Raw genomic sequence first — 25,205 nt, 5'->3', positions numbered from 1 at the left:
GGCACTGAACGCCGAGGCATCGCGCACGCCAACCCAGCGCTCGGGCGCGACCGGAGCCTGGAACCGGCGCGGGCCGTCCAACGGCGCCGCCCTCCCGGTGCGCCGACCGGCCACCCGGGCCCGTGAGTGTTTTGTGTCGCTATGGCAACCCAAAACACTCACGAGACCTGGTGGCTGCGCCGCCACGCCTACGGCGCGCCGGTAATCGGTTCTCGCGTGAACCGTCTCTTGTGGATGAATGGTTCGAACGCGCGGAGGCCGCGGCGTCAACGCCGCGGCCTCCGCGTGATTTGCGCCTCAGGCCAGGTGCTGCTTGAAGAACTCGGTCAGCTTGGCCACGGCGGGGGTGACGTATTCGTCCCGGTCGTAGAGGTCGACGTGCGTCGCGCCCTCGATCTCGAACAGCTCGGCGGTGTCACCGGCCTTCGCCACCGCGCCCTGGCTGAACGGCAGGGTCGCCGCCTCGGTGCCGGCGATCATCAGCAGCGGGCGCGGGGCGATCTTGTCGACCTCGGCGTAGGAGTCGTACTGGGCGAGCTTGTCGACGCTGCGCAGCGCGTACGCGCCGATCGAACGCGGGTGCTGGGCGCGCGGCGTCTTGTAGTAGTCGAAGAACTCCGCCACGGGCTTCGGCGTGGACTCGTCGATCGAGTCGGGCAGGACCGGCACCATGCGCACCGGCTTGCCCGCGGCCTCCTCGCTGCGCGCCTGGCCCGCCTGCGCGACCAGCGCCTCGAAGGCGGCCGGGTCGCCGGCGCGGAAGAATCCCGGCAGGTCCACTCCGCTGACGGTGGCCACGGCCTTCATGCGGTGGTCGGTCTGCGCGGCGAAGGGCACGTAGCCGCCCGACGCGCAGATGCCGAGCACGCCGATGCGCTCGGGGTCGATGTCGTCGCGGGTGGTCAGGAACGACACGGCGTTGCGGAAGTCGTCGGCGCGCTGGAAGGGGTCCTCCAGGCCGCGCGGTTCGCCTTCGCTCTCGCCCTGGTAGGCGGCGTCGAAGGTCAGCGCGATGAAGCCCTGCTCAGCCAGGCGCTGCGCGTAGATGCTGGCGGTCTGCTCCTTGACGCCGGTCGCCGGGTGGCCGACCACGATCGCCGGCGACGGCTTCGAGGACGGGGTGTCGGGCGTGTGGAGGTGCCCGGCGAGCATCGTGCCGTTGCTCGGGAAACGCACATCGGTCTTCATGGAACTGGTTACCCCTGGTGGCTGGTGCGGATGTTCTGGCGGGCTGCGCCGTGCTGGCGATCCAGCGCCATGACTCCACTGTGCTCCGGGCCGGTGCGCGCAAGAAGGGACGGTTTCATCCTGGGAAGGTTTTGTCCCTCCCTGACGAGCACGTCGTCGGTGGTGCTACCCGGGATTGCCCGGGCGGCTGGTGGTATCGGGCGCGTGTTGCCGATCTCCGGTCGCCCAGGAGGCGAGGATGCGCAGGCCGTCGTGCGACGGAGTGCCGGGCTCCGCGGTCCAGGTGACGAGCTGCTGCTCGGGGTCGGAGTTGCAGGTGAGGGTGTCCCAGTCGAGGGTGAGGTCGCCGACCGTGGGGTGGCGGAGCACCTTGGTGCCCATCGTCCTGGTGGCGACGCGGTGCGCGCCCCACCACCGGCGGAAGTCCTCGTCCTGCATCGACAGCTCGCCCACCAGCTGCGCCATGCGCGGATCCTTCGGGTCCCGGGCGGCCTCCATCCGCAGCTGGGCCACGGCGGTGTGGGCGACGCCCTCCCAGTCGGGGTAGAGCTCCCGGGCCGACGGGTCCGTGAAGATCAGCCGCGCGTAGTTGCGCTCCTTCTCCGGGATCTTCGCGAAATCGGTGATGAGGGCGGCGGCCATCGCGTTCCACGCGAGGATGTCCATGCGGCGGCCGAAGACCAGGGCCGGGGTGGTGATGAGGTCGTCGAGCAGCCACCGCAGCTGCGGCTGGACCTTCTGCGTGGTGCGCCGCCGCGGCCGTGAGGTGTCCTTGCCGGCGAGCTCGAACATGTACTCGCGCTCGTCGTCGTCGAGGTGCAGCACCCGGGCGATGGTGTCCAGCACCGGTGCGGACGCCTGGATCCTGCCCTGTTCCAGGCGGGTGTAGTAGTCGGTGCTGATGGCTGCGAGCAGCGCGACTTCCTCGCGGCGCAGGCCTTTCACGCGCCTGGAGCCGCCGGTGTCGGGCAGCCCGACCATGTGGGGGCTGAGCTCCGAGCGGCGGGCCTTGAGGAACTCGCCGAGTTCGTTGCGGCGCGCGTTGTTGCTCATCGGTCCAGTCTGGCACCGAGCGGCGCACCTGTGAGGGGGACGGTTTCGTCCCTGGATGCGCGGCGGGGTCCGGTGTGGATGAAGCGATCAGCCGGCCGCGGGGAAGCCGCGCTGACGAGCGACTTCGTACAGCACCACGGTTCCCGCCGAGGCCGCGTTGAGCGAGCTCGCGGCGCCTCCGATGGGAACCCGGACGATCTCGTCGCACAGTTCGCGCCAGGTGGCGCTCATCCCGGAGGTCTCGTTGCCGATCACCAGCAGCACGGGCCGGGTGAAGTCGAAGTCGGTGATCTCGGCCGTGCCGTGCTCGTCGGTGCCGACGACCGTGATCGGCACGCCGCGCCGCCGGTGTTCGGCGACCCAGTCGAGCACGCCCTGCGGTGATGGCACCCGGACGGCGGGAACAGAGAAGAGCGAGCCCGTGCTGGCGCGCACGGCCTTCGGGTCGTAGACGTCCGCCGCGTGTCCGCTGACGATCAGGCAGTCGGCGCCGAAGGCGTCCGCGGAGCGTGCCAGGGTGCCGATGTTGCCGGGGCTGGTGGGCCGGTCGAAGACCAGGCCCAGGAAGTCCTGCTTCACGGGCAGCCGGTCGAGGTCGTCGGCCGGCAGGGCGGCGACGGCGATCAGTTCCGGCGCCTCGGATTCGCGTTCGCCGAGTTCCCAGAGCAGATCCGGGTGCACTTCGACGGCGGTCGCATCGCATTCGTCGATCAGCCGCCGGGCCCAAGTGGACAGCTTCCTGCCCGACGGATACAGGAGATTGCGCAGCGGCCAGCCCTGCTCGACCGCCAGCGTGATCGGCCGGACACCGTGGATCAGGAACTCGCCGGAACGCTGCCGCTTCGTGCGGTTCGACAGCAATGCCTGCCACTGCTGGAAAAGCGCGTTCCGGGTGCTGACCCGGAGGCCCCGGCCGGAATGGCCGCCCTTGCGGTGGTCCTGGCCCCTTGTTCCCCGGCTACGTCCTGCGTCCGACACCGGGGAAGGCTAACAGGCAGCGGCGACCGCAGGCGCGGATGCTCGGCGCGCGGGACCCGCGAGACGGTTGTGGCGGTTGGTTCGACCGCTCATCGGGCCGCGTGCTCGCACGGGGGCCGCACCCGCCGTAGGCTGGCGGTGAAGAGGGTGGGCGATGCGCGCCCGTGCCGCTACTTCGTTGTGGGGCCGAAATGGCCAGTCGTACGATTCGCAGGCTGGTGGGTAACCTTCCCGCCGAGCGAACGAGTTTCGTGGGCCGTCGACAGGAATGCGCCGATGTGCGAGAACTCCTGTCCCGCTCCCGACTGGTGACCTTGACCGGTGTTGGCGGAGTCGGAAAGACCCGGCTGGTGCTGCGGGTCGCCGCGCAGCTGGGGCGCGCCTACCGGGACGGCGTGTGGCTGGTCGAGCTGGCCGAGGTGCGCGACGACGACCTGGTGGTGCACACCATCGCCCAGACGCTCGGCATCCAGGACTGGTCGTCCCGCGGCGTGGATTCCGTGCTCGCCGAATACGTCCGGGACAAGGACGTCCTGATCGTGCTGGACAACTGCGAACAGGTGCTGGACGGGTGCGTCAAGGCGAGCGCGGTGCTGCTCGACGCCGCGCCCGGGGTGCGGATCCTGGCCACGAGCAGGCAGCCGCTCGACGTGTACGGCGAACACGTCCTCGTCGTGCCGACGCTGCCGGTGCCCGAACCGGCCGACGTCGACACCGGCGCGGACACATCCAACTCGGTGCGACTGTTCATCGACCGGGCCGCGGCCGCGGGCTTCCGGTGCACCGCGGACCAGGAGACCACCGTCGCCGAGTTGTGCCGGGCGCTCGACGGAATCCCGCTGGCGATCGAACTGGCGGCGGCCCGCACCCGGTTCCTGTCGCTGGACGAACTGCTGTTGCGAATCGGCGACCGCTTCCGGCTGCTCTCCAGCAGCACCCGCGCATCCCTGCCGCGGCACCAGACGCTGCGCGCGACCATGGACTGGAGCTACGAGCTGTGCTCGGCCGAGGAACGCATGCTCTGGGCGCGGATGTCGGTCTTCGGCGGTGGTATGGACCTGGCGGCTGTGGAGCACGTCTGCAGCGGCGACGGTCTCACGCCGGATCGCGTGCTGGACCTGATCGCGTCGCTGATCGACAAGTCGATCCTGATTCGCACCGCGAACTCGACCGGCGATCTTCCCGCCGGCACGCGCTACCAGTTGCTGTCGATCGTCCGCGAATACGGTCAGAGCCTGCAGGACGAGGACGAGCGAGCGCGGCTCCGCCTCCAGCATCGGGACTGGTACCTCGGTCTGGCCGAACGCGCTGCCCGCGAATGGTTCGGCCCGCGCCAGCTCGAATGGCGCGCCCGCATCGCCGCCGAGCACGACAACCTGCGGGCGGCCATGGAGTTCTGCGCGGCGAAGCCCGAGCACGTGCAGGCCGGGCTCCGCCTGGCCGGGGCGCTGTGGTTCTACTGGACGGCCTGCGGGCTCATCGCGGAGGGACGGCAGTGGCTCGACCGCCTGCTGGCGCTGGACGTGCGGCCAACGGCAGCTCGGGCAACCGATCTGTGGGTCTGCAGCTGGCTGGCTTCGCACCAGGGCGATGTGGCCTGGGGCCGGGCGACGGCCGAACGGTGCCTCGCGATCGCCGAGGAGCTCGACGATCCCAGCCTGGCGTCCTTCGGCATGCACCTGCGGGGCGTCGCCGCGTTGGCCGAAGGCGAGCTGGAGCAGGCCCACGACCTCTGCGCGCAGGCGTGGTCGCGGCACCGCACGCACGAGGAGATCACCAGCCCGATGGTGATGTCGCTGGTCCAGGCGGGCCTGGTGGCGTGCCTGCAGGGCGACAGCGAGCACGCGATCGAGCACGCCGAGGAATGCCTGAAGATCACGTCGAAGGCCGGCGAGCTGTGGACTCGCTCCTGGTCGCTGGTGGTGCGCGGCCTCGCACGCTGGATGCGGGGCGACGTGGACGCCGCCATCGCGGATCTGCGGGAGGGCATCGGCATCAAATCCCGCTTCAACGACCTCTTCGGCCTCGGGGTGGCGGTGGAGGTCCTAGCGTGGTCGCACGTGTCGCGGGGCGAACACGATCAGGCCGCCAGGATGTTCGGCGTCCTCGGGCGAATCTGGCCGCTGGTCGGGATTCCGCTGCTGGGCTCGCAGCAGCTGATCGACTACCGGGGCCGGGCCGAAGCCGAAGCGCGCGCGGAGCTGGGGGACAGCGCCTTCGAGAAGCTCGCGGCGGATACCGCGAAGCTACCGCTGGAGCAGAGCATCCCGATGGTGGTGCGGGGCAAAGCCCGGTCGGCTCCGGAGATGAACGAGGGCCCGCCGGCCGAGGAACGGCCGGGATGGCCGCTGACCCGGCGGGAACTCCAGGTCGCCGAAGCAGTCGCCCGGGGCATGTCGAACAAGGAGATCGCGGCGAACCTGGTGATCAGCCAACGCACCGCGGAGGCGCACGTCGAACACATCCTCACCAAGCTCGACTTCGGCTCGCGAACCCAGATCGCGACATGGGTCGCAGCACAACGCAAAGCCGAAGGCGCCACCTAGCCGAGAAACGGAAACGGTCGGCGGCCCGAATCGCCACCGTTCATGAGCAGCATCGAGCCGGCTGATCCGGATACCGCAGGCAACGCGTGTGGACGAGGAGAGCGCTAGCTCCGGCTGCGGATCATCGACATCAGCAGGTCGTGGGTCTCGGCGTCGGCGGCCACGACGAGCCCGCGGCTCGCTTCGCCGATCGGGGCGCCATTGATCCCGGTGACCACGCAGCCGGCGCCCCGGCACACGGCGATGCCGGCGGCGAAATGCACGCTCCCGCACAGGTCTTCGCCATCGGTTGCGTACGCGGCGCGCTTGCCGGCCGCGACCCACGCCAACGCCAACGTCGTCGACACGACCCGCGGCCGGAACCGCTCGACGAACCCGGGGTGGGTCAGCAGGTCCACGGCCCGGAATCCGGGCGCGTTCGGAAACGGCGGATCCAGGTTGACGTCCACCAGCCGGGTGGCCGGCGTCGGCGCCAGCGGCGCATCGACCCCTTCGTGCCGCACCCAGGCGGTCTCACCGTCGGTGCAGAAGACCTCGCCGCTGAACGGATCGGCCACCGCCGCCGCACCGTTGCGCAGCGCCACGTTGACGGCGACCAGCATGTTGCCGACGGCGTAGTTCAGCGTGCCGCACAAGGGATCCACCAGCCACTGGCGCACGGCGGCGGCCGCGCCCTGCTGCCCACCTTCCTCGCCGAGCACCGCAACATCGGGCCGGGCAGCCCGGATGACGCCGAGGATCGCCTTCTCGGCCTGCACATCGGCGGCGGTGGCGAAGTCGCCCGCGCCCTTGTCGATGCGGGAGAGCTGCTGGCCGTACATCTTGCGCACCACGTCCGCGCCGGCACATGCCGCAGCTGCTGCAACACCAGCATCATCAGGGTTCGCGCACGTGTCGATCACGCCGCCAGAATATCGAGGCTCGGCAGCTCACCGCCGTGCGCCGAGCGTGGCTGGGAGCCGCCGCGACATCGTTCGAGGGCTCGGCCGTCGGATGTCATCAACATCCGATCGGCCTCCCATCGCCGTTCAGGCGTGGGCCAGGCCGATGCCGATCGGCGCGTTCTCCTCGCCGCGCATCTGGCGCAGCACTGTCTCGTTGTCGAAGTAGATCCGCTCCGCGAGCAGCTTTCCGGCGTCGTCCGAGCGGAAGAGGTAGAACGCCGCCAGCTCGAAGGAGACCCGCTGCCCGGTCGGGCGGACGCCGCAGTAGTCGCCCAGGTGCGTTCCGCTGACCGTCACCTCGCGCACCGACGATCCAGGCGTGTCGTACTCGGCGTTCACGGTGACGCGGAAGTCCGGAACGGCGGTTTCCAGGATCTGGTAGAAGTCCTGAACCCCCTCGAACCCCGCGTACCGCGTGCTCAGCGGAACGACGTCGTAGTAGGCGTGCTCGTCCTGGATGAAAGTGCCGTACACCCGCGACCAGTCGTGGGCGTTCTCCGCGTCGATGTGCTCGGCGATCGTTTGGCGCTGAAGTTCGATCCGTTGTCCATCGCTAGTCGCCATGTCGGCCCCCGATTGCTCAGCCATGGCAGGACTTCCGCGTTCGAGCCTACCTGCTCGGCCATCGGAGCCCGAACGCTTCCGCGGCGAGCGCCCGGTCCGCCCGGAACCGGCGACCCGTACAGAGGCGAAGGTCCCGGATTTAGGTAGTCGCTACGTAGAACTCCCGTGTTCCCGCGGGGGCCTCGGGGGCCAAGCTGGGTTCCGTACCGAACGAGACTCCCTCAGGAAAGAACACCATGTACACCCCCCGATTCGCCACCTCGAAGACCACCGAGCACCCGGCAGTCCACACGCTCGAACCGCGCTCATCCTCCCACCACCGGCCCCACGTCTACCGCAACCTGCTCATGGGCACCTGGATCTGCGATCAGGAAGGCACCCGAGCCAACCCCGGTCCGGAACGCGCCCGCACGGTCTACCGCACGCACCTAGATGCGGTGCAGGCCGCCGTCGACATCGAATCCGCGCAGCAGCTGATCGCCGCGTGACCCCGAAGACGACGTTTTCCAGGTAGCCAGATGATTTTGAACCAGTGCACCGCGGCCGAACTCGACGACCGAGCCCGCCGCGCCGAGCACCACATGACCCTCGCCCTCGAAACCCGGCGCTGGAACCTCGCCCAGCGCTACCGCGAAGAGATGCGCGCCGTGGCGGCGGAATGCGCCCGGCGAGCCCAGCGGGACTGAATCTGGTGACGCGGGACCGCGTCACCAGGCCACTGGCATCTCCACCAGCTTGTTGGTGAACGAAGCGGCGCTGAGCCGCAGTTCCTCGACGGGCACGGCCAGCCGCAGCGTGGGAAACCGGGGGAGCAGGGACGCGAACACCGTCTGCAGCTCGATCCGGGCCAGCGGCGCGCCGAGGCAGTGCCAAGTGCCGTGGGCGAACGCCACGTGCGGGTTGGGCGCGCGGGTGACGTCGAAGCGGTCCGGCTCGGCGAAGACCGAGTCGTCGAAGTTGGCCAGCGTCGTGTCGAGCAGCACCGCCTCACCGGCGCGGATCGTGACGCCGCCGATCTCGACGTCTTCCCGGGCGTAGCGCGGCAGGCCGGGCCCGCCGCGTTCCGCGGTCCGCAAGATCTCCTCCACCGCGCCGCCCACCAGCTCCGGGTTCCGGAGCACCGCGTCCCGCTGGTCCACATTGGTCAACAGCTGCAGCGCGCCGAGATCGATGGCATCCGCGACGCTGTCGTACCCGGCGAACAGCACGATCGCGGCGATTCCCGCGATGGTCTCGTCGGGCAGCTCCTCGACCGCGCAAAGGCCGGAGATCACGTCGTCCTCCGGCCGGCGGCGCTTGCGGGACACCAGATCCGACATGTAGCCGATCAGTTCGGCTTGTCCGGCCTCCGAGCGCTGCTGGTCGGAGAGGTCCGCCATGCCGTGCACCAGCTCCTGGAACCGGTCGCGCTCGGCATAGGGCACGCCGAGCAGTTCGCACAGCACCCGCACGGACAGCGGCAGCGACAGCGCCCGGTGCAGGTCCGCCGGTGGCCCGGCGGCGGCGATCTCCTCCAGCAGCCGGTCGGTCAGCAGCTGCACCCTGGGCTGCAGCTCGCGCATCCGCTTGGCGGAGAAGTACGGCGTGAGCAGCGCCCGCAGCTGAGCGTGCTCGGCGTGCTCGGTCTCGTGCTCGTACAGATCCGTGGCCTTGAGCATGACGTGATCGCGTATTCGCGGCGCCCGCTCGGGATCTGGATGCGTCCGGCCGATCCGGCAGTCGGTGAACAGCTGCTTCACCTCCGCGTACCGGGTCACCAGCCAGGCCTCGTCGCCGGCCGGGGTGCACACCCGGACGATCGGGCGCTCGGCTTGCAGCGCTCGCAGCACGGGCGCGTGGGTCAGCACGGTCGGTGGTGCCGTGGGCAGGTCGGGCAGGTCTCCGGCCGGCATGTCGCCTCCACGATGTTTACTTCGATGTGAACATCTGAAGATAAACATACCCGGGTGTACTCTCAAGCCCGATGTCGAAGATCCAGCAGGAGCCGGTGCGGCGGCTGCCCCGGGCGCAGCGCCGCGAGCAGATCCTCGCCGCCGCCACGAATGCCTTCGCGCGCAGTGGATTCGCCGGCACCGGACTGGACGACGTCGCCGCCGAGGCCGGGATCAGCCGGGTGATCCTCTACCGGCACTTCGAGTCCAAGACCGACCTGTACCGTGCCGTGCTGGAGCGGGCGACGGCCCGGCTGGCCGCGGCCACCGACGTGGAGGTCGGCCGGGCGAGCGCGCAGGCGCTGCTCCGGTGGGCCGATGCCGAGCCCGCCGGATTCCGGCTGCTGTTCCGGCACGCCGCCAGGGAGCCGGAATTCTGCGCGGAGGTCGACGAGCTGCGCGCGGCCATGGTGGAAGAGGTGCGAGCGCGGCTGACCGAGTCGATCGCCGCCGGGTCGTGGGCGGACTGGGCTGCGCAGCTGGCCACCGCCGTGTGCCTGGAGGCCATCATGGCCTGGCTGGACGCCGGGCGTCCCGCGCCGCATGAGATCGCGGACCGAATCGACCGGGCGGTCGACGGCGTGATCCGGGCGGCCCGGTAGGCCGAAGTGCCGGAAACCCGGGGAAGTGCCCGAATGTCCTAAGTGGATGATTCTCTGCGCCTACGCCCAGCGGTGCGTGAGCCGGATGAGCGCCCGGGCCGCCGCGCTGAGGTAGGCGTTCTCGCGGCGCAGGATGCTGACGGTGCGGCTGGGGAGTCCGGGATCGAGGGGGATCGGGTGCAGGCGCGGGTGTTCCCGCGTGATGGCGTCGGGTAGCACGGTGGCCAGCGTGGTGCGCTGGATGATCTCGGTCAGTGCCGTGATCGTGTTGGTCTCGACCGCGATCGGCGTCTGCACTCGGTGCCGCGCGAAGTAGGCGTCGATGTGGCCCCTGGTGGCGAAATCCGGGCTGAGCAGGGCTAGCTGGTGTTGCGCCGCTTCGGCGACCGGCAGCGGCCGGGTTCGCCCGGCGTGCGGATGACCGGGGCCCACGACGAGGCTGAGGGATTCGGCGAACAGTGCGGTGCTCTCGATGCCCGGCAGGTGGGCGCCCGCGAAGGCGATGCCGAGGTCGAGTTCGTCGGCGAGTAGGGCGGATTCGATCCGGTCCTGGGTCATTTCCCGGACGTCCAGGCGGATTCCGGGGTGCTGGTCGTGGAATTCGCCGGCGAGCGGCCCGATCAGGTAAGCGGTGAAGGTCGGTGTCATCGCCAGGCGCAGGCGGCCGCGGGTGAGGTCCTGGACGTCCAGGACCGCGTGCCGGCCCGCCGCCAGTTCGCGCAGCGCCCGCCGGGCGTAGTCGGCGTAGGTCTCGCCCGCGTCGGTCAGGCGCACGGTGCGGCCGGTGCGGTCCAGCAGTTGCACGCCCAGCGACTTCTCCAGCTGCTTGATCTGCTGCGAGAGCGTGGGTTGGGAGATGTGCAGGTCCTCGGCGGCGCGCGTGAAGTTGGCGTGCTCGGCGACCGCGAGCAGGTAGCGCAGATGGCGCAGCTCAAGGGGCATGGCACGACTATAGATGAGGTCAATCGTGATCATGCGAATTGCGACTTGGACACTATCGTCCCAGCTGATGCATGGTTGTGTGGTCGGTCCCCGCAGACGTCCGGAAGGAGATTGGGGCATGCACCACCTCGCCGAGGGAATCCACCGCTTCCAGGAGGAGGTCTTCCCGGCCAAGGCGGAACTGTTCGCCCGCCTTGGTGCCGCCCATCGGCCGAGCGCGCTGTTCATCGGCTGCTCCGACGCGCGAGTCGTCCCCGAGCTGATCACCCAGCAGGAGCCGGGCGAGCTGTTCGTCATCAGGACCGCGGGCAACCTGGTGCCCGCCTACGCCCCGGGCGCCGATGGCGTCACCGCGAGCATCGAGTACGCCGTCGCCGTCCTGGGTGTGTCCGACATCGTCGTGTGCGGTCACTCCGCCTGCGGCGCGATGACCGCCATCGCCGAAGGCCACGACCTGACCGGCATGCCCGCGATCGCCGACTGGCTGCGCCACGCGGACTCCGCTCATGGCCGCACCGCACCCGGTGATCGCGATGTCGTGGCGGCGCTGGTCCGCGACAACGTCGCTGCGCAGCTGGCGAACCTCGCCACGCATCCGTCGGTGGCGCGCGCCCTCACGAAGGGTGCCGTTCGAATGCACGGCTGGATCTTCGACATTCCGACCGGCGCTGTCGACGAGCTCGACGCCGGCGACCTCCGGTCCCAGGTCGCCTGATCGTCCTGGCCCTGCCTCGTGAGCGGTTCGGAGTGCTATGGCGCTCCAAAACGCGCACGAGCCGGGACGCGACCGGCCCGCCACAACAACCGCGGGCCGGCCTCGCTCAAGCCCCGCCGTTGCGCCTCCGCAGCGCCCGGCGGCCACCTGAAAGGAAGCACTTCCCATGCCGCACGCCCAGTTCGACCCCACCGCCCGCCAGTCCGTGGCCGTCGCCGCCGTGGAGGCGAAGACCCGCAAGAACCTGACCTGGCAGCAGATCGCCGATGCCACCGGCCTGTCGACGGCCTTCGTCACCGCCGCCGTCCTCGGCCAGCACGCCCTGCCGGCGGCGGCGGCCAAGACCGTCACCGAACTGCTGGGCCTCGACGACGACGCCGAGATGCTGCTGCAGACCATCCCGACCCGCGGCTCCATCGACGGCGGTATCCCGACCGACCCGACCATCTACCGCTTCTACGAGATGCTCCAGGTCTACGGCACGACCCTGAAAGCCCTGGTCCACGAGCAGTTCGGCGACGGCATCATCAGCGCCATCAACTTCAGGCTGGACGTCAAGAAGGTCGCGGATCCCGAGGGCGGCGAGCGCGCCGTAATCACCCTCGACGGCAAGTACCTGCCGACCAAGCCGTTCTGAGGCAGGCCCGAACCACCCGCGCGCCGGGCAGGCCCGGCACCGACGCCCGCAACCAGAGGAATCCCATGGACTTCGCACAACGCACCATCGACCTCGCCCGGCAGAACGTCGCCGAGGGCGGCCGCCCGTTCGCGACGGTGATCGTCAAGGACGGCCAGGTCATCGCGGAAAGCCCCAACAAGGTCGCCCAGACCAACGACCCCACCGCCCACGCCGAGATCCTCGCCATCCGCGAGGCCTGCACGAAGCTCGGCACCGAGCACCTCGCCGGCGCCACCATCTACGTCCTGGCTCAGCCGTGCCCGATGTGCCTGGGCTCGCTGTACTACTGCAGCCCCGACGAGGTGGTCTTCCTCACCACCCGCGATGACTACGAGCCGCACTACGTGGACGACCGCAAGTACTTCGAGCTCGCCACCTTCTACGGCGAGTTCGCCAAGAACTGGGACGAGCGCCGCCTGCCGATGAGCTACGAACCCCGCGACGCCGCCGTCGACGTCTACCGGGAATGGCAGGCGCGCAACGGTGGTGAGCGCCGCGTCGCCGGAGCCCCGACCGCATGATCGCCTCGGATCGGTCGGCCCGGCGCCGGGCCGACCGATCCGAAGTCCCGGTCAGCCGGTGGGTTCGTTGGAGATCGGGAGTTTGTTCCCGGTCACCGGGGAGGACAGGACGATCGAGGTGGTCGTCCGGCCCAGCGCCGTCATCGACCCGAGAATTTCCTCCAGGCGGCCGACATCCGGCACCGCCACCTTGAATATCCAGCAGTCGTCGCCGACCACGTGATGCGTCTCCAGGACTTCCGGGATCTCCATCAGCCGGTGGATCGAGCCGCCGGCGGGTTCGGTGCCGAACGCGGCCAGCCGGATGAACGCGACGACGTGGAAGCCCAGCTTCGCGGGGTTCAGCCGGACGGCATAGCCGGTGATCACGCCGAGCCGTTCCAGGCGGCGCAGCCGCTCGGCCACCGCGGGTGCGCTCAGCCCCACCCGGCGTCCCAGCTCGGCGTGCGTCATCCGGCCGTCCTCCTGGAGCTCGGCCAGCAGCGCGTGGTCGACCGCGTCTGGTTCTTCCGCCACCGTCACCCCTTGGTTCGTTTCGATTCCAATGTTGTGGACAGAAGCTTCCTCATGATCATAAGCTTCGAGTATTGCTGACATTCGAATATGTCGGTCGAGTGCGATCTGGTGCGGCGAACTCCGCGCGTCTTCCGCCGGTCGGACCGTGCTCGGGTTTCCCTTTGCTCGCAAGCAGAAATGAGACGCACATGGCGCAGCACGTTCCGGTTTGCGAAGACGCTACGCAGCGCCGGATCCCGAAGCACGGGCTCGCGGAGAAGGAAATGCTCCAGGCCTGGCTGGAGTTCGGCCGCAACACCATCCTGGGCAAGACGGCCGGGCTCTCCGAGGACGGCGCCCGGTACAACCCGACGCGCTCGAACACCTCGCTGGCGGGCATCGTCAAGCACCTGACCACCGTGGAACAACACTGGTTCCAGGTCGTCCTCGGCGGCCGGGAAGTGCCGATGCCGTTCGACCCGCAGAACCCCGACGGCGACTGGATCGCGTCCGCCGACGAGTCCCTGCCCGATCTGCTGGCCCGCTATCGCGAAGCGTGCGGGGAGAGCGACCGCATCATCGACGATCTGGAACTGGACAGCACCGGTGCCCAGACGACCGATGATTACACGCTGCGCTGGGCGCTCTGCCACGTCGCCCTGGACACCGCTCGCCACGCGGGCCACGCGGACGTCCTGCGCGAGCAGTGGGACGGTGCCCGCGGCTGGTGAAACCGCGGGTACGCCGCCGGTCCCCACCAACGGCGCTGGTGGCCCCGTCAGGAAGGTCGCTGGCGGCGTTCGGCGGCCTTCTCCTTGATGCGCACCGCTTCCTTCCGGACCTCCGCCTGGGTGGCGCGCTCCTGCTCGAGCCACTCGGGGCTGTCCGCCTTCAACGCCTCGATCTGCTCCGTGGTGAGCGCCTCGGTGATCCCGCCGCGTGCGAGACCGCCGATGGAGACGCCCAGCTTCGACGCGACGACCTGTCGCGGGTGCGGGCCGTTGCGGCGCAGCTCCCGCAGCCACTCGGGCGGGCTGGTCTGCAGGGCGTTCAACTCGTCGCGCGAGACGACACCCTCCTGGAACTCCGCGGGGGTGGCTTCGAGGTACACGTTCAGCTTCTTCGCCGCGGTCGCGGGCTTCATGGTTTGGGGGGTCTTCTGCGACGTCATGTCCTCAAGGGTATCTACCGGGTGCGCACTACCTGCGATGACGCCCGGTAGCCTGGCCTCGTGACAGGCTCGGACGGACATCCGTCATTCACGCTCGCATACGTCCCTGGGGTGACACCCGGCAAGTGGGTGCGGACCTGGAACGAACGGTCGCCTGAGGTCCCGCTGAACCTCGTCCAGGTGACCGCCGCCGAAGCCGCCGACCTGGTGCGGGCCCGCGACGCCGACGCGGTCCTCCTCCGGTTGCCGACGGACCGGGAGGGCCTGCACGCGATCCCCCTCTACGCCGAGACGACGGTGGTCGTGGTCCCGAAGGATCACGTCCTGACCGCGGCCGAAGAGGTGTCCGTCGACGACCTGGCCGACGACGTCGTGCTGCACCCGCTCGACGACACCCTCGACTGGGAGCGGCCGCCCGGCCGCCCGGCCATCGAGCGCCCGGCCACGACCGCGGACGCCATCCAGCTGGTGGCGGCCGGCGTGGGCGTGCTCGTCGTCCCGCAGTCGCTCGCCCGGCTGCACCACCGCCGGGACCTCACCTACCGGCCGCTCGCCGACGTCCCGCAGTCGCGCGTCGCGCTGTCGTGGCTGGAGGACGAGACCACCGACCTGATGGAGCAGTTCATCGGGATCGTCCGCGGGCGGACCGTCAACAGCACGCGCGGACGCACACCGGCTCCGGCTCCGGCGAAGCGCAAGCGGCCCGAAGGCGACGGCAAGAAGCCCGCCGCCCGTAAGCCGGACAGCGGTAATCGGCAACCGCGTTCCGGCGCGTCCAAGGGTGGCAAGCGCGGGAAGCCCCGCCGCCGCTCGTAGCGCTTCGTCTACTGAGGACTTGTCGGGCGGGCTTGAGTGACGCGCCACAGCCTGCGGGGCAGTTCGCCTTCTTCGAACGGCTGGACCTCGCCGAGGCGCCAGCCGGTGGCGAGTTCGTCGACGAGGGCTCGGTCGAAGAAGTGCACCGCGAAACCGTCGTGCTCGTAGATGCCGTCGCCGTGCGCGATTCCGGTGCCGCAGTGCGCGTCGCCGGTGTGGCGGACGGTGTAGACGAGCGTGCCGCCGGGGCGCAGTACCCGCTCGATTTCACCGACGAGCGCACGAATGTCTGCTGTGGACAGAGCCATGCACAGCAACATGTGCGCGAACACGGCGTCGACGCTCTCGTCGGGTAGCGGCAGCGGCTCGCGCACGTCGTGGACGGTGGTGGTGACCTGCTCGGCGAGCCCGTTCCGCTCGGCGTCCTGGGCCAGTTGTGCCAGGCCGAGAAGGCTGAAGTCGGTGGCGTGCACGGCGAAACCGGTGTGGGCGAAGTGCATGGAGTCGCGCCCGTGACCGGCACCGAGTTCGAGCACGGTTCGCGCGCCGCGGGTGCGGAACAGCTCGGCGGCGTGGCGAGCGGGTTCCGAGGGCGCGTCCCCGTACATGTGGGGATGGTCCTGGTAGACGGCTTGCCAGTGCTGCTGCTGGGCCGAGCCCAGATCCGAGGACATCGCTGTTTCACCTTCTGCGTCCAGCGTTGCCTTCGAATTCTACGAGACCCGGGAGTCCGCCGGACCCGTGGCGGGGAGGAGCACGCCCCGGCCACGGGTCCGGCGAAGCCGCCGTCAGCGCCGCGCCGGAAGGCGGCCGGCGATGGCGTCGTCGAGCAGCGCGTCGACCGTTTCCCGGGCGCACGTCCGGTTGGCGCCGATGCCGCCGGTGGAGCCGCGCTTGATCCAGCCCACGACGTAGGTTCCCGGCCGCCCGTCCACCCGGCCGTCGGTGTGCGGAATGGTGCCGGTGGCCTCGTCGAAGAGCAGGCCCGGGAGCCCGGTTCCCCGGTAACCGATCGCCCGCACCACCTGGCCTGCCGTGACCTCCACATCGTCGGGCCGACCGGTGACGCGGAGCGCGCGGACCTGTGCGTCGCCGCTGATCTCGAGCGGTGCGGAGTTGAAGCGGAGCACGATGCGACGTCGTCCGTGCCGCGGCGGCGCGGACCAGTCGACGGCCTCGCGCCCGAGACCCCGGAGCAGGCTCGCCTTGCCGCCGGCGGGTGCGGTTTCGATGGCCGACTCGATCCGCGGGTCGTGGCCGTCCACGACGAGTTCGACGTCGTCGAGCTGGGTGAGCGCGAACAGCTCTGGCGTCGTGTAGGCGGCGGACTCGGGGCCGCGGCGGCCGAGGAGCACGACCTCGCGGACCTTGCTCGACCGGAGCTGGGCCAGTGCGGCGGGCGAGATCGTGGTGCCTTCCAGGGCCACCGGATCCATGGTCAGGATCCTGGCCACGTCGAGCGCGACGTTGCCGTTGCCCACCACGACCACCCGCTCCGCCGAGAGGTCGATCGCGTCGGCCGGGACGTCCGGGTGCCCGTTGTACCAGCCCACGAGTGTGGTGGCGGCGACGCTGCCGGGCAGGTCCTCGCCGGGAATGCCGAGCCGGCGTGCCGAGGAGGCGCCGACGGCGTAGATCACCGCGTCGTGCCGGGCGGCCAGCTCGTCGGCCGTGACGTCCCTGCCGACCTCGACGCCCAGGCGCATGCGCAGCCGCGGGTGGGTGTGGAAGCGGCCGAAGGTCTCGCCGATCTTCTTCGTCGACGGGTGGTCGGGTGCGACGCCGTAGCGCACGAGGCCGCCGGCGACGGGCAGCCGGTCGATCAGGGTGACCCGGGCGTTGGTGCGCAGCAGCAGGTCCTCCACCGCGTACATGCCCGCGGGGCCGGTGCCCACGACCGCGACGTCCAGCGGCGCGAAGTCGCTGGGGATGGCGCGGCCGAACACCGGCGGGCCCCAGCGGTGAAAGTTCGGCGCCGGATCGGTCGTCTCCGCCACGGGATCCGCGCCCGCGTAGTAGGCGGCGTTGACCTCGGCGTATGCCTGGAGCGGTTCGGTCAGGCTCTCCACGGGGAAGATCGCCTCGACCGGGCAGGCGTCGGCGCAGGCGCCGCAGTCGATGCAGGAAGCCGGGTCGATGTAGAGCATCTCGGTGGTGCCGAAGCCCGGTTCGTCCGGCGTCGGGTGGATGCAGTTGACCGGGCAGACCTTCACGCAGGTCGCGTCGTTGCAGCAGGTCTGGGTGATCGCGTATGCCATGGGCTCAGATGAGGTTCGCGCGCTTGTAGAACCACTGCGACGCCTTGGTGAGCAGGCCTGCGGAGTTGAGGAATTCCATCAGGCCTGCGCAGCTGGTGCGCAACATCGACTTGTGGTGCTCGTTCGCCTTCGCCTCGCGGATGGCCCGCTTCGGGTCGAGCCCGGCGTTCTCGTACACCTTGCGGTTCCACATGCTGGTCACGATGAAGTAGGACGCGCCGGCGACCACGACCGCGGTGATCTGCCGCCGCAGCCAGCCCGCGCCCTCCAGCCGGGTCCTGGTCTCCTCGCGGGCGAACTTCATGTGCCGCGATTCCTCGACGACGTGGATGTTGTTCACCGTCCGGACGAACGGCACGACCCGCTCGTCGCGCATCCAGTCCCGCTGCATGACGTCGAGGACTTCCTCGGCGACCAGGATCGCCGCGTAGGCGGCTTCGCCGAAGGCGACGGTCTTGAACACGCGGCCGAGCTCCACCACGAGCCGCGTCGGCCGGTACGCCGGGGCCCGCAGCTTCGCGGCGCCGCGCGCGAACATGATCGAGTGCCTGCACTCGTCGGCGATCTCGGTCAGCGCCCACTGGAAGGCGGGATCGGTCGGGTCCTTCGCGTAGAAGTCCCGGAGCACCATCTGCTGCAGGATCATCTCGAACCAGATGCCGGTGCTCGCCACCGACGCCGCCTCCTGGCGCGTCAGCTCGCGCTGCTGCTCCGGCGTCATCTCCTGCCAGTACGACGTGCCGTACAGCGTGCTCCACTCGGGGCTCGTGCCGTGGTAGCTCGTGTCCAGCGGCGTCTCCCAGTCCACCTTCTGGACCGGGTCGTAGGAGAGGATCTCCGAGGAGCGCAGCAGCCGGTCCGCGACATCTCGGCGGTCGGACTGCGGCGGAGTTCCGTGGTCCCGGGCGATGCTGCCGGTCATGGGCGCTCCCTGCGACGGTGGCGGCGGTGTCTCGCGTTACCCGGCGATACCTGATACCGCGAGTAACAGGTATCAGGATCGATGACATCGATGACTGTGTCAATGACTATTGCAATGATTGGGCGCGGGCCCCGTTCCGGGCCCCGGTCGCGGCGGGCTGATTGGATGTCCCTTGTGGATATCCTGTTGCTTCACTCCGCGTTCGGGCTGCGACCCGCCGTGCGCGCCGCCGCCGACCGGTTGCGCGTGGCCGGTCACGAGGTGCACGTCCCCGATCTGTTCGACGGGCGGACCGCGGAGACGGTCGAGGACGGCATGCGCATCACGGAGGAGATCGGCCGGGACGAGCTGCTGCGCCGCGCCGTGCAGGTGGCGGCGCCGCTCAGCGACCGGGGCCTGGTGTACGCGGGATTGTCGTTGGGTGCGGCCATCGCGCAGAACCTCGCGCTGGCCGACGAGAAGGTCCGAGGCCTGTTGCTCCTGCACGGCACCTCGGACATCGCCGAGGGCGCGGCCGTCGACGACCTGCCGGTGCAGCTGCACGTCGCCGACCCCGATCCGTTCGAGACGGCCGACTGGCTGAACTCCTGGTACCTGCGGATGCGGCGCGCCGGGGCGGACGTCGAGATCTTCCAGTACCCGGGCGCCGGGCACCTGTTCACCGATCCGGACCTGCCGGACTACGACCCGGAGGCCGCCACCGAGGCGTGGACCGTCGCGGTCGCGTTCCTCGAATCGCTCTGACCCGGGCTGTTACGAGCCTGTTTGGGATGTGGTGGTGTGGGGTCGTGGTAGGGCGGCTTGTGCCTTCAATGCGGTGAAGCGAACGGCCTGTTCACCTCGTCTATCGGGACGAACGGGCCGTTCACCTCACACCAGCTGGTGCCCACCGGCGTCAGGTAGGTGAAGCGAACGGCCTGTTCACCTCGCCTATCGGGACGAACGGGCCGTTCACCTCACACCAGCCAACGAGGAGCCACCACTACGCAAACGAGTTCTCAAACAGCCCCTATAACAAGCTCTACCCCCGGCCCCAGGCCTGGTTGACGGCGTCGACGATGTGCTGGTAGCCGGTGCAGCGGCACAGGTTCCCGGACAGCAGTTCGCGGATGGCCTCGTCGTCGGGGTGCTCGTCGGGATCGGCGGCGGAGAGCGTCGCGATGAACCCCGGCGTGCAGAAACCGCATTGGAGGCCGTGGCAGTCCTTGAAGGCCTGCTGCATCGGGCTCAAGCCCTCGCCGGGGGTGAGGCCTTCCACCGTGGTCACCTCGGTGCCCTCGGCCTGCACGGTCAGCGTGATGCAGGAACGCGCGGGCTCGCCGTCGATGAGGACCGTGCACGCGCCGCAGATGCCGTGCTCGCAACCGGCGTGGGTGCCGGTGTGGCCGAGGTCGTCGCGCAGGAAGTCCACCAGCAGGCGGCGCACCGGGACGCGGCGCCGGACTTCACGACCGTTGACGGTGAGCGTGATCTCGCGGTGCGCGGCCGGGATGTCAGTCATGCGCCACCTGCTCCAGGGCTCGCTGTGCGGCCGCGCGCAGTGCGGCGCGGCGGGTCGCCGGATCGGCGTGGAGGTCGTCGGGCGGCGTGGCGGAGTCGGCGGCGGCGCCTGCCGCGGCACCGATCGCATCGGCGTCGAGCGCCCGCCCACGCAGGGCCGCTTCGGCCTCGGGAAGTCGTCGCACCGTGCCGCCGATGCCGAGACCGGCCAGTCGCGCGCGGGTCACGGTGCCGCCGTCGAACTCCAGGACCGCGGCCACGCCGGCGATGGCGAAATCCCCTGCCCGCCGGGCGATTTCGGCGAAGCCGTGGCGGGCGGCGCGGATCGGCAGCCGCACCTCGGTGAGGATTTCGTCGGCGGCCAGCGAGGTCTGGTAGGGCGCGACGAACAGCTCGGCGGCGGGAACGGTGCGCCGGCCGCCGGTGCCCGTCACCACGACCTCGGCGTCCAGGGCGCACGCCGCTGCGCACAGCTCCGCCGCCGGGTCCGCGTGCGCCAGTGAGCCGCCGACGGTGCCGCGGGAGCGGATCTGGTGGTGGCCGACGTGGCGCAGCGCTTGCCCGAGCAGCGGGCAGGCCTGCCGGACTAGCGGCGAGGTCTCGGCGGCCCGCTGCCGCACGCCCGCGCCGATGACCAGCACGCCGTCCTCGCGGCGCAGCTCGGTCAGCTCCGGCAGGCGGCCGATGTCGACCAGGATGCTCGGGCGGGCGAGGCGGAAGTTCATCATCGGCATCAGGCTCTGCCCGCCGGCGAGGGCCTTCGCGTCCTCGTCGGCGGCGAGCAGCCGCACCGCTTCGTCGAGGCTGTCGGGGCGGACGTAGTCGAATGGCGGCGGCTTCACGACGCGGCCTCCTCGATCAGCCGCCGCACCGCCGATGGCGTCAGCGGTGTGGTGTCGATGTCGGCGACCCCGAGCGGTTCCAGGGCGTGCTCGACGGCGCGCACGATCGCGGCCGGCGGGCCGATGATGCCCGCCTCGCCGACGCCCTTGATCCCGAACGGGGTTTCGGGCGCCGGGCTGCACATCTCCTCGGTCGCGATGTCGGGGATCTCGCAGGCGGTGGGCAGGAGGTAGTCCATGAACGTGGTGGCCAGCGGTTGGCCGTCTTCGTAGGGCAGCTGCTCGAAGAGCGTGCCGCCGATGCCCTGCGCGACGCCGCCGTGGATCTGCCCGGCGACGGTCTGCGGATTGATCACGCGCCCGCAGTCGTGCACGACCGCGTACCGCACCACCCGCACCTCGCCGGTGGCGGGATCGACCGCGACGACCGCGGCGTGCGCGGCGTTGGTGTAGGTGGTCGAGGCGTTCATCTTGCCGTCGGGACGCGGCACGTGGTCCATTCCGGGCGGCTCGTAGCTCGCTCGCGCGTCGAGCCCGGGTTCGACGCCCGGCGGCAGCTCGAAGGTGCGGGTCAGCGCCACCCGCGCCACCCGTTCCCAGGGCACCGAGCTGCCGGGACTGCCGCGCACCTGGAATCCGCCGTCGGCGAGCTCCAGGTCTTCCGGCGCGGCCTCCAGCAGGTGCGCGGCGATCTCGGTTCCCTTGCGCCGCAACACTTCGGCGGCCTGCGCGATCGCGCCGCCGGCGACGACGGCGCCGCGGCTGGCCCAGCTGCCCAGGCCGAACGGGGCGGTGTCGGTGTCGCCCATCACCACCCGCACCTGCTCGATCGGCAGGGCCAGCTCCTCGGCGACGAGGGTGGCCACCATGGTGTGTGCGCCCTGGCCCATGGCGGAGATGCCGACCGCCACGGTGACGCCGCCGTCGGCGTCGAAGCGCACGTCCGCGGAGTCCTGCCCGCTCCAGGTGCCGGTGATCGAGAAGGCGCTGGCGGCAACGCCTTCGATGTAGGTGGCGTAGCCGACGCCGAGGCGCGCGCCGGGTTCGGCGCGTTCCCGTTCGGCGGCCAGCAGCCGCTCGCCGATCTCGACGGCGCGGTCGAAGGCCACGCGGTGGCTGCCGGAGTCCAGCCGGGCACCGGCGGCGGTCTCGTAGGGGAGCTCGTGCGGATCGACGATCATCCGGCGGCGCAGCTCGACCGGATCGATGCCCAGCTCGCGGCCGATCTTGTCGACCAGCCGCTCGATGGCGAAGGTGCCCTCCGGCATGCCGAAACCGCGGTAGGCGCCGAGCGGCGTCTTGTTGGTGACCACGCCCTGCACCGACACGCACTGGTGCGGAATCCGGTAGGGCCCGCACAGCGAACCGACGGCCACCAGGCTGGGCCCGAATCCGGCGGGGAACACCTCGCCGGAACCCAGATCGGTGCGGATCCGCCCGCGCAGGGCCGCGATCGTGCCGTCGTCGCGGACCGCGGCGGACAGCTCGATGCGCATGTCGCGGGCGTGGCTGGCGGTGATCAGGTGCTCGTGGCGGTCTTCGAGCCAGCGCACCGGGCGGCGCAGCCGCATCGCCAGCCACGGGATCACGTAGTCCTCGGGGTAGACCTCGTTCTTCTGGCCGAATCCGCCGCCGACGTCGGGCGTGATCACCCGGATGTCGCGTTCCGGCAGGCCCAGCACCTGGGCCAGCATCGACCGCACGATGAACGCGGCCTGGGTGGAGGTCCACACCGTCAGCCGGTCGTCGCGGTATTCGGCCACGACGCCGCGGGGTTCCATGGGCGCGGCCGCGTGGCGGTGCGTGGTGTAGGTGCCGCTGATCGTGCGCAGCCGGTCGAACGCCTCGTCCACGGCCGGGTTCTCCGGTGCGGGCATCGAAAGCAGGAGGTTGTCGCCCCATTCCGGGTAGAGCAGCGGTGCGTCCTCGGCGAGGGCATCCTCGGCGGTGTCGATGACGGGCAGCGGTTCGAGGTCGACGTCGACCAGTTCGGCGGCGTCTTCGGCGAGGTAGCGGTCGTCGGCGACGACCACCGCCAGCGGGCAGCCGACGAAGCGCACCCGGTCACGCGCCAGCGGGAAGTGCTGCACGCCGCGTACCCACGGCATCAGGTCCGGAACGGCGCGGATGTCGAGATCCGCGCCGGAGAACGCCGCATAGATCCCGGGAGAATCCAGCGCGGCCGCCGTATCGACGCCGCGCACTTGCGCGTGCGGAACGTCGCTGCGGACGAACGCGGCCTCGACCATGCCGGGCAGGACAACGTCGGCGATGTACCGGCCGCGCCCGGTGACCAAGCGGTCGTCCTCGATGCGGGGCACCCGGACGCCGAGCAGCGTCGGGCGCATGCTCTGCACCGGTTGCACCATCAAGCCTCCCCAGCCGCCGAGTGCGCCGCAGCCCGGCGCGGTGGCGGCGGTCACAGCGACGATCCCTCGGGTAGCGTGCGGCAACCCCGGTTCGCGCGCAATCCACCGGAAGTTGGCTCTGAAGGCGAAGTTGGCTCTGAAGGCTTCGGGTAGAGGTACCCGCACCAGGCAATTCTGCGTGCCTAACCCTTCAAGGTGCAGAGGAACCGCGCGAAGGAGCCGGAGTCGAAGACCAGCACCGGGCCATCGGGATCCTTCGAGTCCCGCACACCGACGACAGTCGGCTGAACAGCAACCTCGACGCACACGCCGCCGTTGCCCTGGTTATAGCTGGATTTGCGCCAAGCGGCATTCTCAAGAGCTAAGGCCGACATCGTTGTTCCTCCCGGTGGTCACCGGTACTTCTTGAGCACGCGAGCAATGAGTTGTCGGGTCTTCGGGACAGGCAGTGCAGCGTTGCTCAGTCGCTCGAAGAACCACCTCGTCTGGCTCTGAAGGGGCGGGCGCTGGTCGCGTGCGGGGCCGTGAGCACTTTGGGCTGCTATAGCGACCCAAAAGACTCACGGCCCCGAGCTCGCCGGTCAGCGGCCTGCCGGGTAGCGGGAAGTGCTGCACGTCGCGCACCCACGGCATCAGGTGCGGAATGCGCGAGCGTCGAGGCCCGCGCCGTTGCGGGGTTCAGTGTTCCGTTGCAGTTGCCGCACCGCTCGGCGTTTTCTTCGCGGCGCCGATGGCGAGTGCCAGCAGCGCCAATGCGCTCAGTCCGAGGGCTGCCGCGACGGCCGGCAGCAGTCCGGCCCCCAGGCTGCTCAGGGTCAACCCTCCGATGGCTCCGCCCAACGAGACTCCGAGGTATGTGCCCGAGGTGTTGAGCGCCAATGCCTGCGGTGCGGCCGGTCCGGCGAGCAGGTGGAGGCGCGCTTGAATCGCCGGGGAATTCCAGAAGGCCATGCCGCCCCAGACCGTTCCCACCACGAGGAGAACGGAAAACGGTACGGGGCGGGCGAACCAGAGCACGCCCAAGAGCACCATGATGCCGGTGAAGGTGCTGATCCCGGCGACCAGTGTGCGGTCCGAACCCCACCGGTCGGTGGCCTTCCCGCCTGCCCAGATGCAGACGATGCCGGCCAACCCGGACGAGCTGAAGGCGAGCGCGCGCTGATCGACGCCGGCGTTGCTCACCGCGTCGAGGTAGGGGGCCGTGTAGGTGAGCATCATCATCGATCCGGTCATGAGCGCGCAGTTCGCCATGAGCCCGAGCGATACCGGCGCGCTGGCGAGAGCGCGCAACTGTTCGGGGATGCTCGGCACGTCGCCGGCCTCGCCGCGCTCGCGAGGCAGGGTTGCGAGCAAGAATGCCAGCGCCGCGGCTCCGGCCACCGCCATCGAGACGAATGTCGTTCGCCAGCCCCAATGGCCGCCGATCCAGGTGCCTATCGGGACGCCGGCCGCGATCGAGCCCGTGACGCCGAGCGCCACGACTGCGACGTACCTGCCGATGTGGCTTTCCGGAGCTCGCTCGGCGGCGTAGGCGAACACCGCCGGGGTGGACGCCGCCGCCGCGATCGCCGCCACGACCCGCAGGGCCACCAGGAGGCCGAAGCCGGTCGTCGTGGCCGCCAAGAGGTTCGCCACGACGAAGATCACGAACGAGGCGGTGAACAGGTACCGGCGGGACACCCGGGCCAGGGCGACTCCGGCGATCGGCGCGGCGAGAGCGACGGTGAGGGAGAAGACGGTCACCAGCTGCCCGGCGTGCGCCTCGCTGACACCCAGATCTCGCGCGATCTCCGGCAGAACACCCGCGATCACGTAATCATCGGTGTAGAAGACGAAAGCCGCTGCGAGCAGTGCGAACAGCCACGCGGGCACAACTGATCTCCTTTTGCAATACAACAATGCCTGACAGTGCGCGTACCAGGTCACTGGATGTCGGTTCGGCGTCGGCTCTTCGAGAACGCCCCGGCCACCGGGCGGAAGACCGGGATTCGTCGTGCGGAAACGACGAATCCCGGTCGACGCTCATCCCCGATCGGAAGCAACTCCGCGATCAGGTCCTGCAGAGCGTCGATGGCAGATCCATCCGCGAGTCCGGTCAACGTGCGAATCGAACACCAGGTGAGCCCTTTCCCGTGCGATCACACCTTGGTCGCAGCCGCCCCGAAGGGT

At 70.1% G+C, this 25,205-nt stretch carries 27 protein-coding genes; 10 read left to right on the top strand and 17 right to left on the bottom strand.

Annotated elements, in window-relative coordinates; all coding sequences use genetic code 11:
* Window positions 1-297 precede the first annotated feature (297 nt).
* The 3 genes from AB0I53_RS04345 to AB0I53_RS04335 form a co-directional block, all read right to left on the bottom strand.
* Window positions 298-1,188 carry an alpha/beta hydrolase gene (locus AB0I53_RS04345; RefSeq protein WP_358596225.1) on the bottom strand — a complete coding sequence of 297 codons (891 nt, stop codon included), beginning with the start codon at window positions 1,186-1,188 and terminating at the stop codon, window positions 298-300.
* Window positions 1,189-1,353: 165 nt separating this feature from the next.
* Complete coding sequence (locus tag AB0I53_RS04340) at window positions 1,354-2,241, bottom strand: helix-turn-helix domain-containing protein (RefSeq protein ID WP_358596222.1); 888 nt, start codon at window positions 2,239-2,241, stop codon at window positions 1,354-1,356.
* Window positions 2,242-2,328: 87 nt separating this feature from the next.
* Window positions 2,329-3,219, bottom strand: a complete 891-nt coding sequence (locus tag AB0I53_RS04335; protein ID WP_358596219.1) for a TrmH family RNA methyltransferase — start codon at window positions 3,217-3,219, stop codon at window positions 2,329-2,331.
* 251 nt (window positions 3,220-3,470) lie between these two features.
* Here AB0I53_RS04335 and AB0I53_RS04330 point away from each other — a divergent pair, with 251 nt between their 5' ends.
* On the top strand, window positions 3,471-5,765 hold the full coding sequence (locus tag AB0I53_RS04330; protein ID WP_358596216.1) for a LuxR C-terminal-related transcriptional regulator: 2,295 nt from the start codon (window positions 3,471-3,473) through the stop codon (window positions 5,763-5,765).
* A gap of 104 nt (window positions 5,766-5,869) precedes the next feature.
* On the opposite strand, the gene AB0I53_RS04325 is transcribed toward AB0I53_RS04330, so the two are convergent.
* Together AB0I53_RS04325 and AB0I53_RS04320 are read right to left on the bottom strand one after the other, a co-directional pair.
* Window positions 5,870-6,667 (bottom strand): inositol monophosphatase family protein, encoded by a 798-nt coding sequence (locus AB0I53_RS04325; protein ID WP_358596213.1) that lies wholly within the window; start codon window positions 6,665-6,667, stop codon window positions 5,870-5,872.
* A gap of 126 nt (window positions 6,668-6,793) precedes the next feature.
* Window positions 6,794-7,297: an ester cyclase gene (locus AB0I53_RS04320; RefSeq protein ID WP_358596210.1), complete on the bottom strand. Its 504-nt coding sequence runs from the start codon at window positions 7,295-7,297 to the stop codon at window positions 6,794-6,796.
* Between the two features lie 212 nt (window positions 7,298-7,509).
* Between AB0I53_RS04320 and AB0I53_RS04315 the strand changes: the two genes are divergently transcribed.
* Together AB0I53_RS04315 and AB0I53_RS04310 are read left to right on the top strand one after the other, a co-directional pair.
* Window positions 7,510-7,761, top strand: coding sequence for a hypothetical protein (locus AB0I53_RS04315; RefSeq protein WP_358596207.1), 252 nt, complete (start codon window positions 7,510-7,512; stop codon window positions 7,759-7,761).
* A gap of 30 nt (window positions 7,762-7,791) precedes the next feature.
* Window positions 7,792-7,959, top strand: a complete 168-nt coding sequence (locus AB0I53_RS04310) for a hypothetical protein (protein ID WP_358596204.1) — start codon at window positions 7,792-7,794, stop codon at window positions 7,957-7,959.
* A 21-nt stretch (window positions 7,960-7,980) separates the two neighbouring features.
* On the opposite strand, the gene AB0I53_RS04305 is transcribed toward AB0I53_RS04310, so the two are convergent.
* Window positions 7,981-9,165 (bottom strand): cytochrome P450, encoded by a 1,185-nt coding sequence (locus AB0I53_RS04305; RefSeq protein ID WP_358596200.1) that lies wholly within the window; start codon window positions 9,163-9,165, stop codon window positions 7,981-7,983.
* A 71-nt stretch (window positions 9,166-9,236) separates the two neighbouring features.
* Here AB0I53_RS04305 and AB0I53_RS04300 point away from each other — a divergent pair, with 71 nt between their 5' ends.
* Window positions 9,237-9,806, top strand: a complete 570-nt coding sequence (locus AB0I53_RS04300) for a helix-turn-helix domain-containing protein (protein WP_358596197.1) — start codon at window positions 9,237-9,239, stop codon at window positions 9,804-9,806.
* Window positions 9,807-9,866: 60 nt separating this feature from the next.
* Here AB0I53_RS04300 and cynR read toward each other — a convergent pair whose 3' ends face one another.
* Window positions 9,867-10,748, bottom strand: coding sequence for a transcriptional regulator CynR (gene cynR, locus AB0I53_RS04295; RefSeq protein ID WP_358596194.1), 882 nt, complete (start codon window positions 10,746-10,748; stop codon window positions 9,867-9,869).
* Between the two features lie 118 nt (window positions 10,749-10,866).
* Between cynR and AB0I53_RS04290 the strand changes: the two genes are divergently transcribed.
* From AB0I53_RS04290 to AB0I53_RS04280, 3 genes are all read left to right on the top strand, one after another.
* Window positions 10,867-11,463 carry a carbonic anhydrase gene (locus AB0I53_RS04290; protein WP_358596191.1) on the top strand — a complete coding sequence of 199 codons (597 nt, stop codon included), beginning with the start codon at window positions 10,867-10,869 and terminating at the stop codon, window positions 11,461-11,463.
* Between the two features lie 166 nt (window positions 11,464-11,629).
* Entirely contained in the window at window positions 11,630-12,100 is a 471-nt protein-coding gene (cynS, locus tag AB0I53_RS04285) for a cyanase (protein WP_358596188.1), read from the top strand.
* A 65-nt stretch (window positions 12,101-12,165) separates the two neighbouring features.
* Window positions 12,166-12,663, top strand: a complete 498-nt coding sequence (locus AB0I53_RS04280) for a nucleoside deaminase (protein ID WP_358596185.1) — start codon at window positions 12,166-12,168, stop codon at window positions 12,661-12,663.
* Window positions 12,664-12,714: 51 nt separating this feature from the next.
* Here AB0I53_RS04280 and AB0I53_RS04275 read toward each other — a convergent pair whose 3' ends face one another.
* Complete coding sequence (locus AB0I53_RS04275) at window positions 12,715-13,179, bottom strand: Lrp/AsnC family transcriptional regulator (RefSeq protein WP_358596183.1); 465 nt, start codon at window positions 13,177-13,179, stop codon at window positions 12,715-12,717.
* Window positions 13,180-13,367: 188 nt separating this feature from the next.
* Between AB0I53_RS04275 and AB0I53_RS04270 the strand changes: the two genes are divergently transcribed.
* Complete coding sequence (locus AB0I53_RS04270; protein ID WP_358596180.1) at window positions 13,368-13,889, top strand: DinB family protein; 522 nt, start codon at window positions 13,368-13,370, stop codon at window positions 13,887-13,889.
* Between the two features lie 47 nt (window positions 13,890-13,936).
* On the opposite strand, the gene AB0I53_RS04265 is transcribed toward AB0I53_RS04270, so the two are convergent.
* On the bottom strand, window positions 13,937-14,329 hold the full coding sequence (locus AB0I53_RS04265; protein ID WP_358596177.1) for a DUF5997 family protein: 393 nt from the start codon (window positions 14,327-14,329) through the stop codon (window positions 13,937-13,939).
* 60 nt (window positions 14,330-14,389) lie between these two features.
* On the opposite strand from AB0I53_RS04265, the gene AB0I53_RS04260 reads away from it, so the two are divergent.
* Complete coding sequence (locus AB0I53_RS04260; RefSeq protein WP_358596174.1) at window positions 14,390-15,145, top strand: LysR substrate-binding domain-containing protein; 756 nt, start codon at window positions 14,390-14,392, stop codon at window positions 15,143-15,145.
* An 8-nt stretch (window positions 15,146-15,153) separates the two neighbouring features.
* On the opposite strand, the gene AB0I53_RS04255 is transcribed toward AB0I53_RS04260, so the two are convergent.
* The 3 genes from AB0I53_RS04255 to AB0I53_RS04245 all read right to left on the bottom strand — a co-directional run bounded on the left by AB0I53_RS04255 (window position 15,154) and on the right by AB0I53_RS04245 (window position 18,325).
* Window positions 15,154-15,819 (bottom strand): class I SAM-dependent methyltransferase, encoded by a 666-nt coding sequence (locus tag AB0I53_RS04255; RefSeq protein ID WP_358596171.1) that lies wholly within the window; start codon window positions 15,817-15,819, stop codon window positions 15,154-15,156.
* Window positions 15,820-15,933: 114 nt separating this feature from the next.
* Window positions 15,934-17,403, bottom strand: a complete 1,470-nt coding sequence (locus AB0I53_RS04250) for an FAD-dependent oxidoreductase (protein ID WP_358596168.1) — start codon at window positions 17,401-17,403, stop codon at window positions 15,934-15,936.
* 4 nt (window positions 17,404-17,407) lie between these two features.
* Window positions 17,408-18,325 (bottom strand): diiron oxygenase, encoded by a 918-nt coding sequence (locus AB0I53_RS04245; protein WP_358596165.1) that lies wholly within the window; start codon window positions 18,323-18,325, stop codon window positions 17,408-17,410.
* Window positions 18,326-18,490: 165 nt separating this feature from the next.
* On the opposite strand from AB0I53_RS04245, the gene AB0I53_RS04240 reads away from it, so the two are divergent.
* Entirely contained in the window at window positions 18,491-19,069 is a 579-nt protein-coding gene (locus AB0I53_RS04240) for a dienelactone hydrolase family protein (RefSeq protein ID WP_358596162.1), read from the top strand.
* Window positions 19,070-19,346: 277 nt separating this feature from the next.
* Here the strand turns inward: AB0I53_RS04240 and AB0I53_RS04235 are convergent, their stop codons facing one another.
* The 5 genes from AB0I53_RS04235 to AB0I53_RS04215 all read right to left on the bottom strand — a co-directional run bounded on the left by AB0I53_RS04235 (window position 19,347) and on the right by AB0I53_RS04215 (window position 24,908).
* Window positions 19,347-19,826 (bottom strand): (2Fe-2S)-binding protein, encoded by a 480-nt coding sequence (locus tag AB0I53_RS04235; protein WP_358596159.1) that lies wholly within the window; start codon window positions 19,824-19,826, stop codon window positions 19,347-19,349.
* Window positions 19,819-20,667 (bottom strand): FAD binding domain-containing protein, encoded by an 849-nt coding sequence (locus AB0I53_RS04230; RefSeq protein ID WP_358596156.1) that lies wholly within the window; start codon window positions 20,665-20,667, stop codon window positions 19,819-19,821. The genes AB0I53_RS04235 and AB0I53_RS04230 overlap by 8 nt, the downstream gene beginning before the upstream one ends.
* The gene (locus AB0I53_RS04225; RefSeq protein WP_358596153.1) at window positions 20,664-23,090 is read right to left on the bottom strand and encodes a xanthine dehydrogenase family protein molybdopterin-binding subunit; all 2,427 of its coding nucleotides are present in this window, start codon (window positions 23,088-23,090) and stop codon (window positions 20,664-20,666) included. Before AB0I53_RS04225 ends, AB0I53_RS04230 begins: the two co-directional genes overlap by 4 nt.
* Before the next feature lie 128 nt (window positions 23,091-23,218).
* Entirely contained in the window at window positions 23,219-23,410 is a 192-nt protein-coding gene (locus AB0I53_RS04220; protein ID WP_358596150.1) for a DUF397 domain-containing protein, read from the bottom strand.
* Between the two features lie 304 nt (window positions 23,411-23,714).
* Window positions 23,715-24,908, bottom strand: a complete 1,194-nt coding sequence (locus AB0I53_RS04215) for an MFS transporter (protein ID WP_358596147.1) — start codon at window positions 24,906-24,908, stop codon at window positions 23,715-23,717.
* Window positions 24,909-25,205 lie beyond the last annotated feature (297 nt).

Origin of the sequence: Saccharopolyspora sp. NPDC050389, assembly GCF_040655595.1 — a bacterium.
Lineage (GTDB): Bacteria > Actinomycetota > Actinomycetes > Mycobacteriales > Pseudonocardiaceae > Saccharopolyspora.
Note: the sequence above shows the minus strand (reverse complement) of the source record. Positions and strands in the feature narration are given on the sequence as shown.

Excerpts from the sequence above, each read along its gene's own strand:
- AB0I53_RS04345 (WP_358596225.1), bottom strand. The coding sequence starts at position 1,188 with ATGAAGACCGATGTGCGTTTCCCGAGCAACGGCACGATGCTCGCCGGG.
- AB0I53_RS04340 (WP_358596222.1), bottom strand. The coding sequence starts at position 2,241 with ATGAGCAACAACGCGCGCCGCAACGAACTCGGCGAGTTCCTCAAGGCC.
- AB0I53_RS04320 (WP_358596210.1), bottom strand. The coding sequence starts at position 7,297 with ATGGCTGAGCAATCGGGGGCCGACATGGCGACTAGCGATGGACAACGG.
- AB0I53_RS04315 (WP_358596207.1), top strand. The coding sequence starts at position 7,510 with ATGTACACCCCCCGATTCGCCACCTCGAAGACCACCGAGCACCCGGCA.
- AB0I53_RS04310 (WP_358596204.1), top strand. The coding sequence starts at position 7,792 with ATGATTTTGAACCAGTGCACCGCGGCCGAACTCGACGACCGAGCCCGC.
- AB0I53_RS04305 (WP_358596200.1), bottom strand. The coding sequence starts at position 9,165 with ATGCCGGCCGGAGACCTGCCCGACCTGCCCACGGCACCACCGACCGTG.
- AB0I53_RS04300 (WP_358596197.1), top strand. The coding sequence starts at position 9,237 with ATGTCGAAGATCCAGCAGGAGCCGGTGCGGCGGCTGCCCCGGGCGCAG.
- cynR (WP_358596194.1), bottom strand. The coding sequence starts at position 10,748 with ATGCCCCTTGAGCTGCGCCATCTGCGCTACCTGCTCGCGGTCGCCGAG.
- AB0I53_RS04290 (WP_358596191.1), top strand. The coding sequence starts at position 10,867 with ATGCACCACCTCGCCGAGGGAATCCACCGCTTCCAGGAGGAGGTCTTC.
- cynS (WP_358596188.1), top strand. The coding sequence starts at position 11,630 with ATGCCGCACGCCCAGTTCGACCCCACCGCCCGCCAGTCCGTGGCCGTC.
- AB0I53_RS04280 (WP_358596185.1), top strand. The coding sequence starts at position 12,166 with ATGGACTTCGCACAACGCACCATCGACCTCGCCCGGCAGAACGTCGCC.
- AB0I53_RS04270 (WP_358596180.1), top strand. The coding sequence starts at position 13,368 with ATGGCGCAGCACGTTCCGGTTTGCGAAGACGCTACGCAGCGCCGGATC.
- AB0I53_RS04265 (WP_358596177.1), bottom strand. The coding sequence starts at position 14,329 with ATGACGTCGCAGAAGACCCCCCAAACCATGAAGCCCGCGACCGCGGCG.
- AB0I53_RS04255 (WP_358596171.1), bottom strand. The coding sequence starts at position 15,819 with ATGTCCTCGGATCTGGGCTCGGCCCAGCAGCAGCACTGGCAAGCCGTC.
- AB0I53_RS04250 (WP_358596168.1), bottom strand. The coding sequence starts at position 17,403 with ATGGCATACGCGATCACCCAGACCTGCTGCAACGACGCGACCTGCGTG.
- AB0I53_RS04245 (WP_358596165.1), bottom strand. The coding sequence starts at position 18,325 with ATGACCGGCAGCATCGCCCGGGACCACGGAACTCCGCCGCAGTCCGAC.
- AB0I53_RS04240 (WP_358596162.1), top strand. The coding sequence starts at position 18,491 with ATGTCCCTTGTGGATATCCTGTTGCTTCACTCCGCGTTCGGGCTGCGA.
- AB0I53_RS04235 (WP_358596159.1), bottom strand. The coding sequence starts at position 19,826 with ATGACTGACATCCCGGCCGCGCACCGCGAGATCACGCTCACCGTCAAC.
- AB0I53_RS04220 (WP_358596150.1), bottom strand. The coding sequence starts at position 23,410 with ATGTCGGCCTTAGCTCTTGAGAATGCCGCTTGGCGCAAATCCAGCTAT.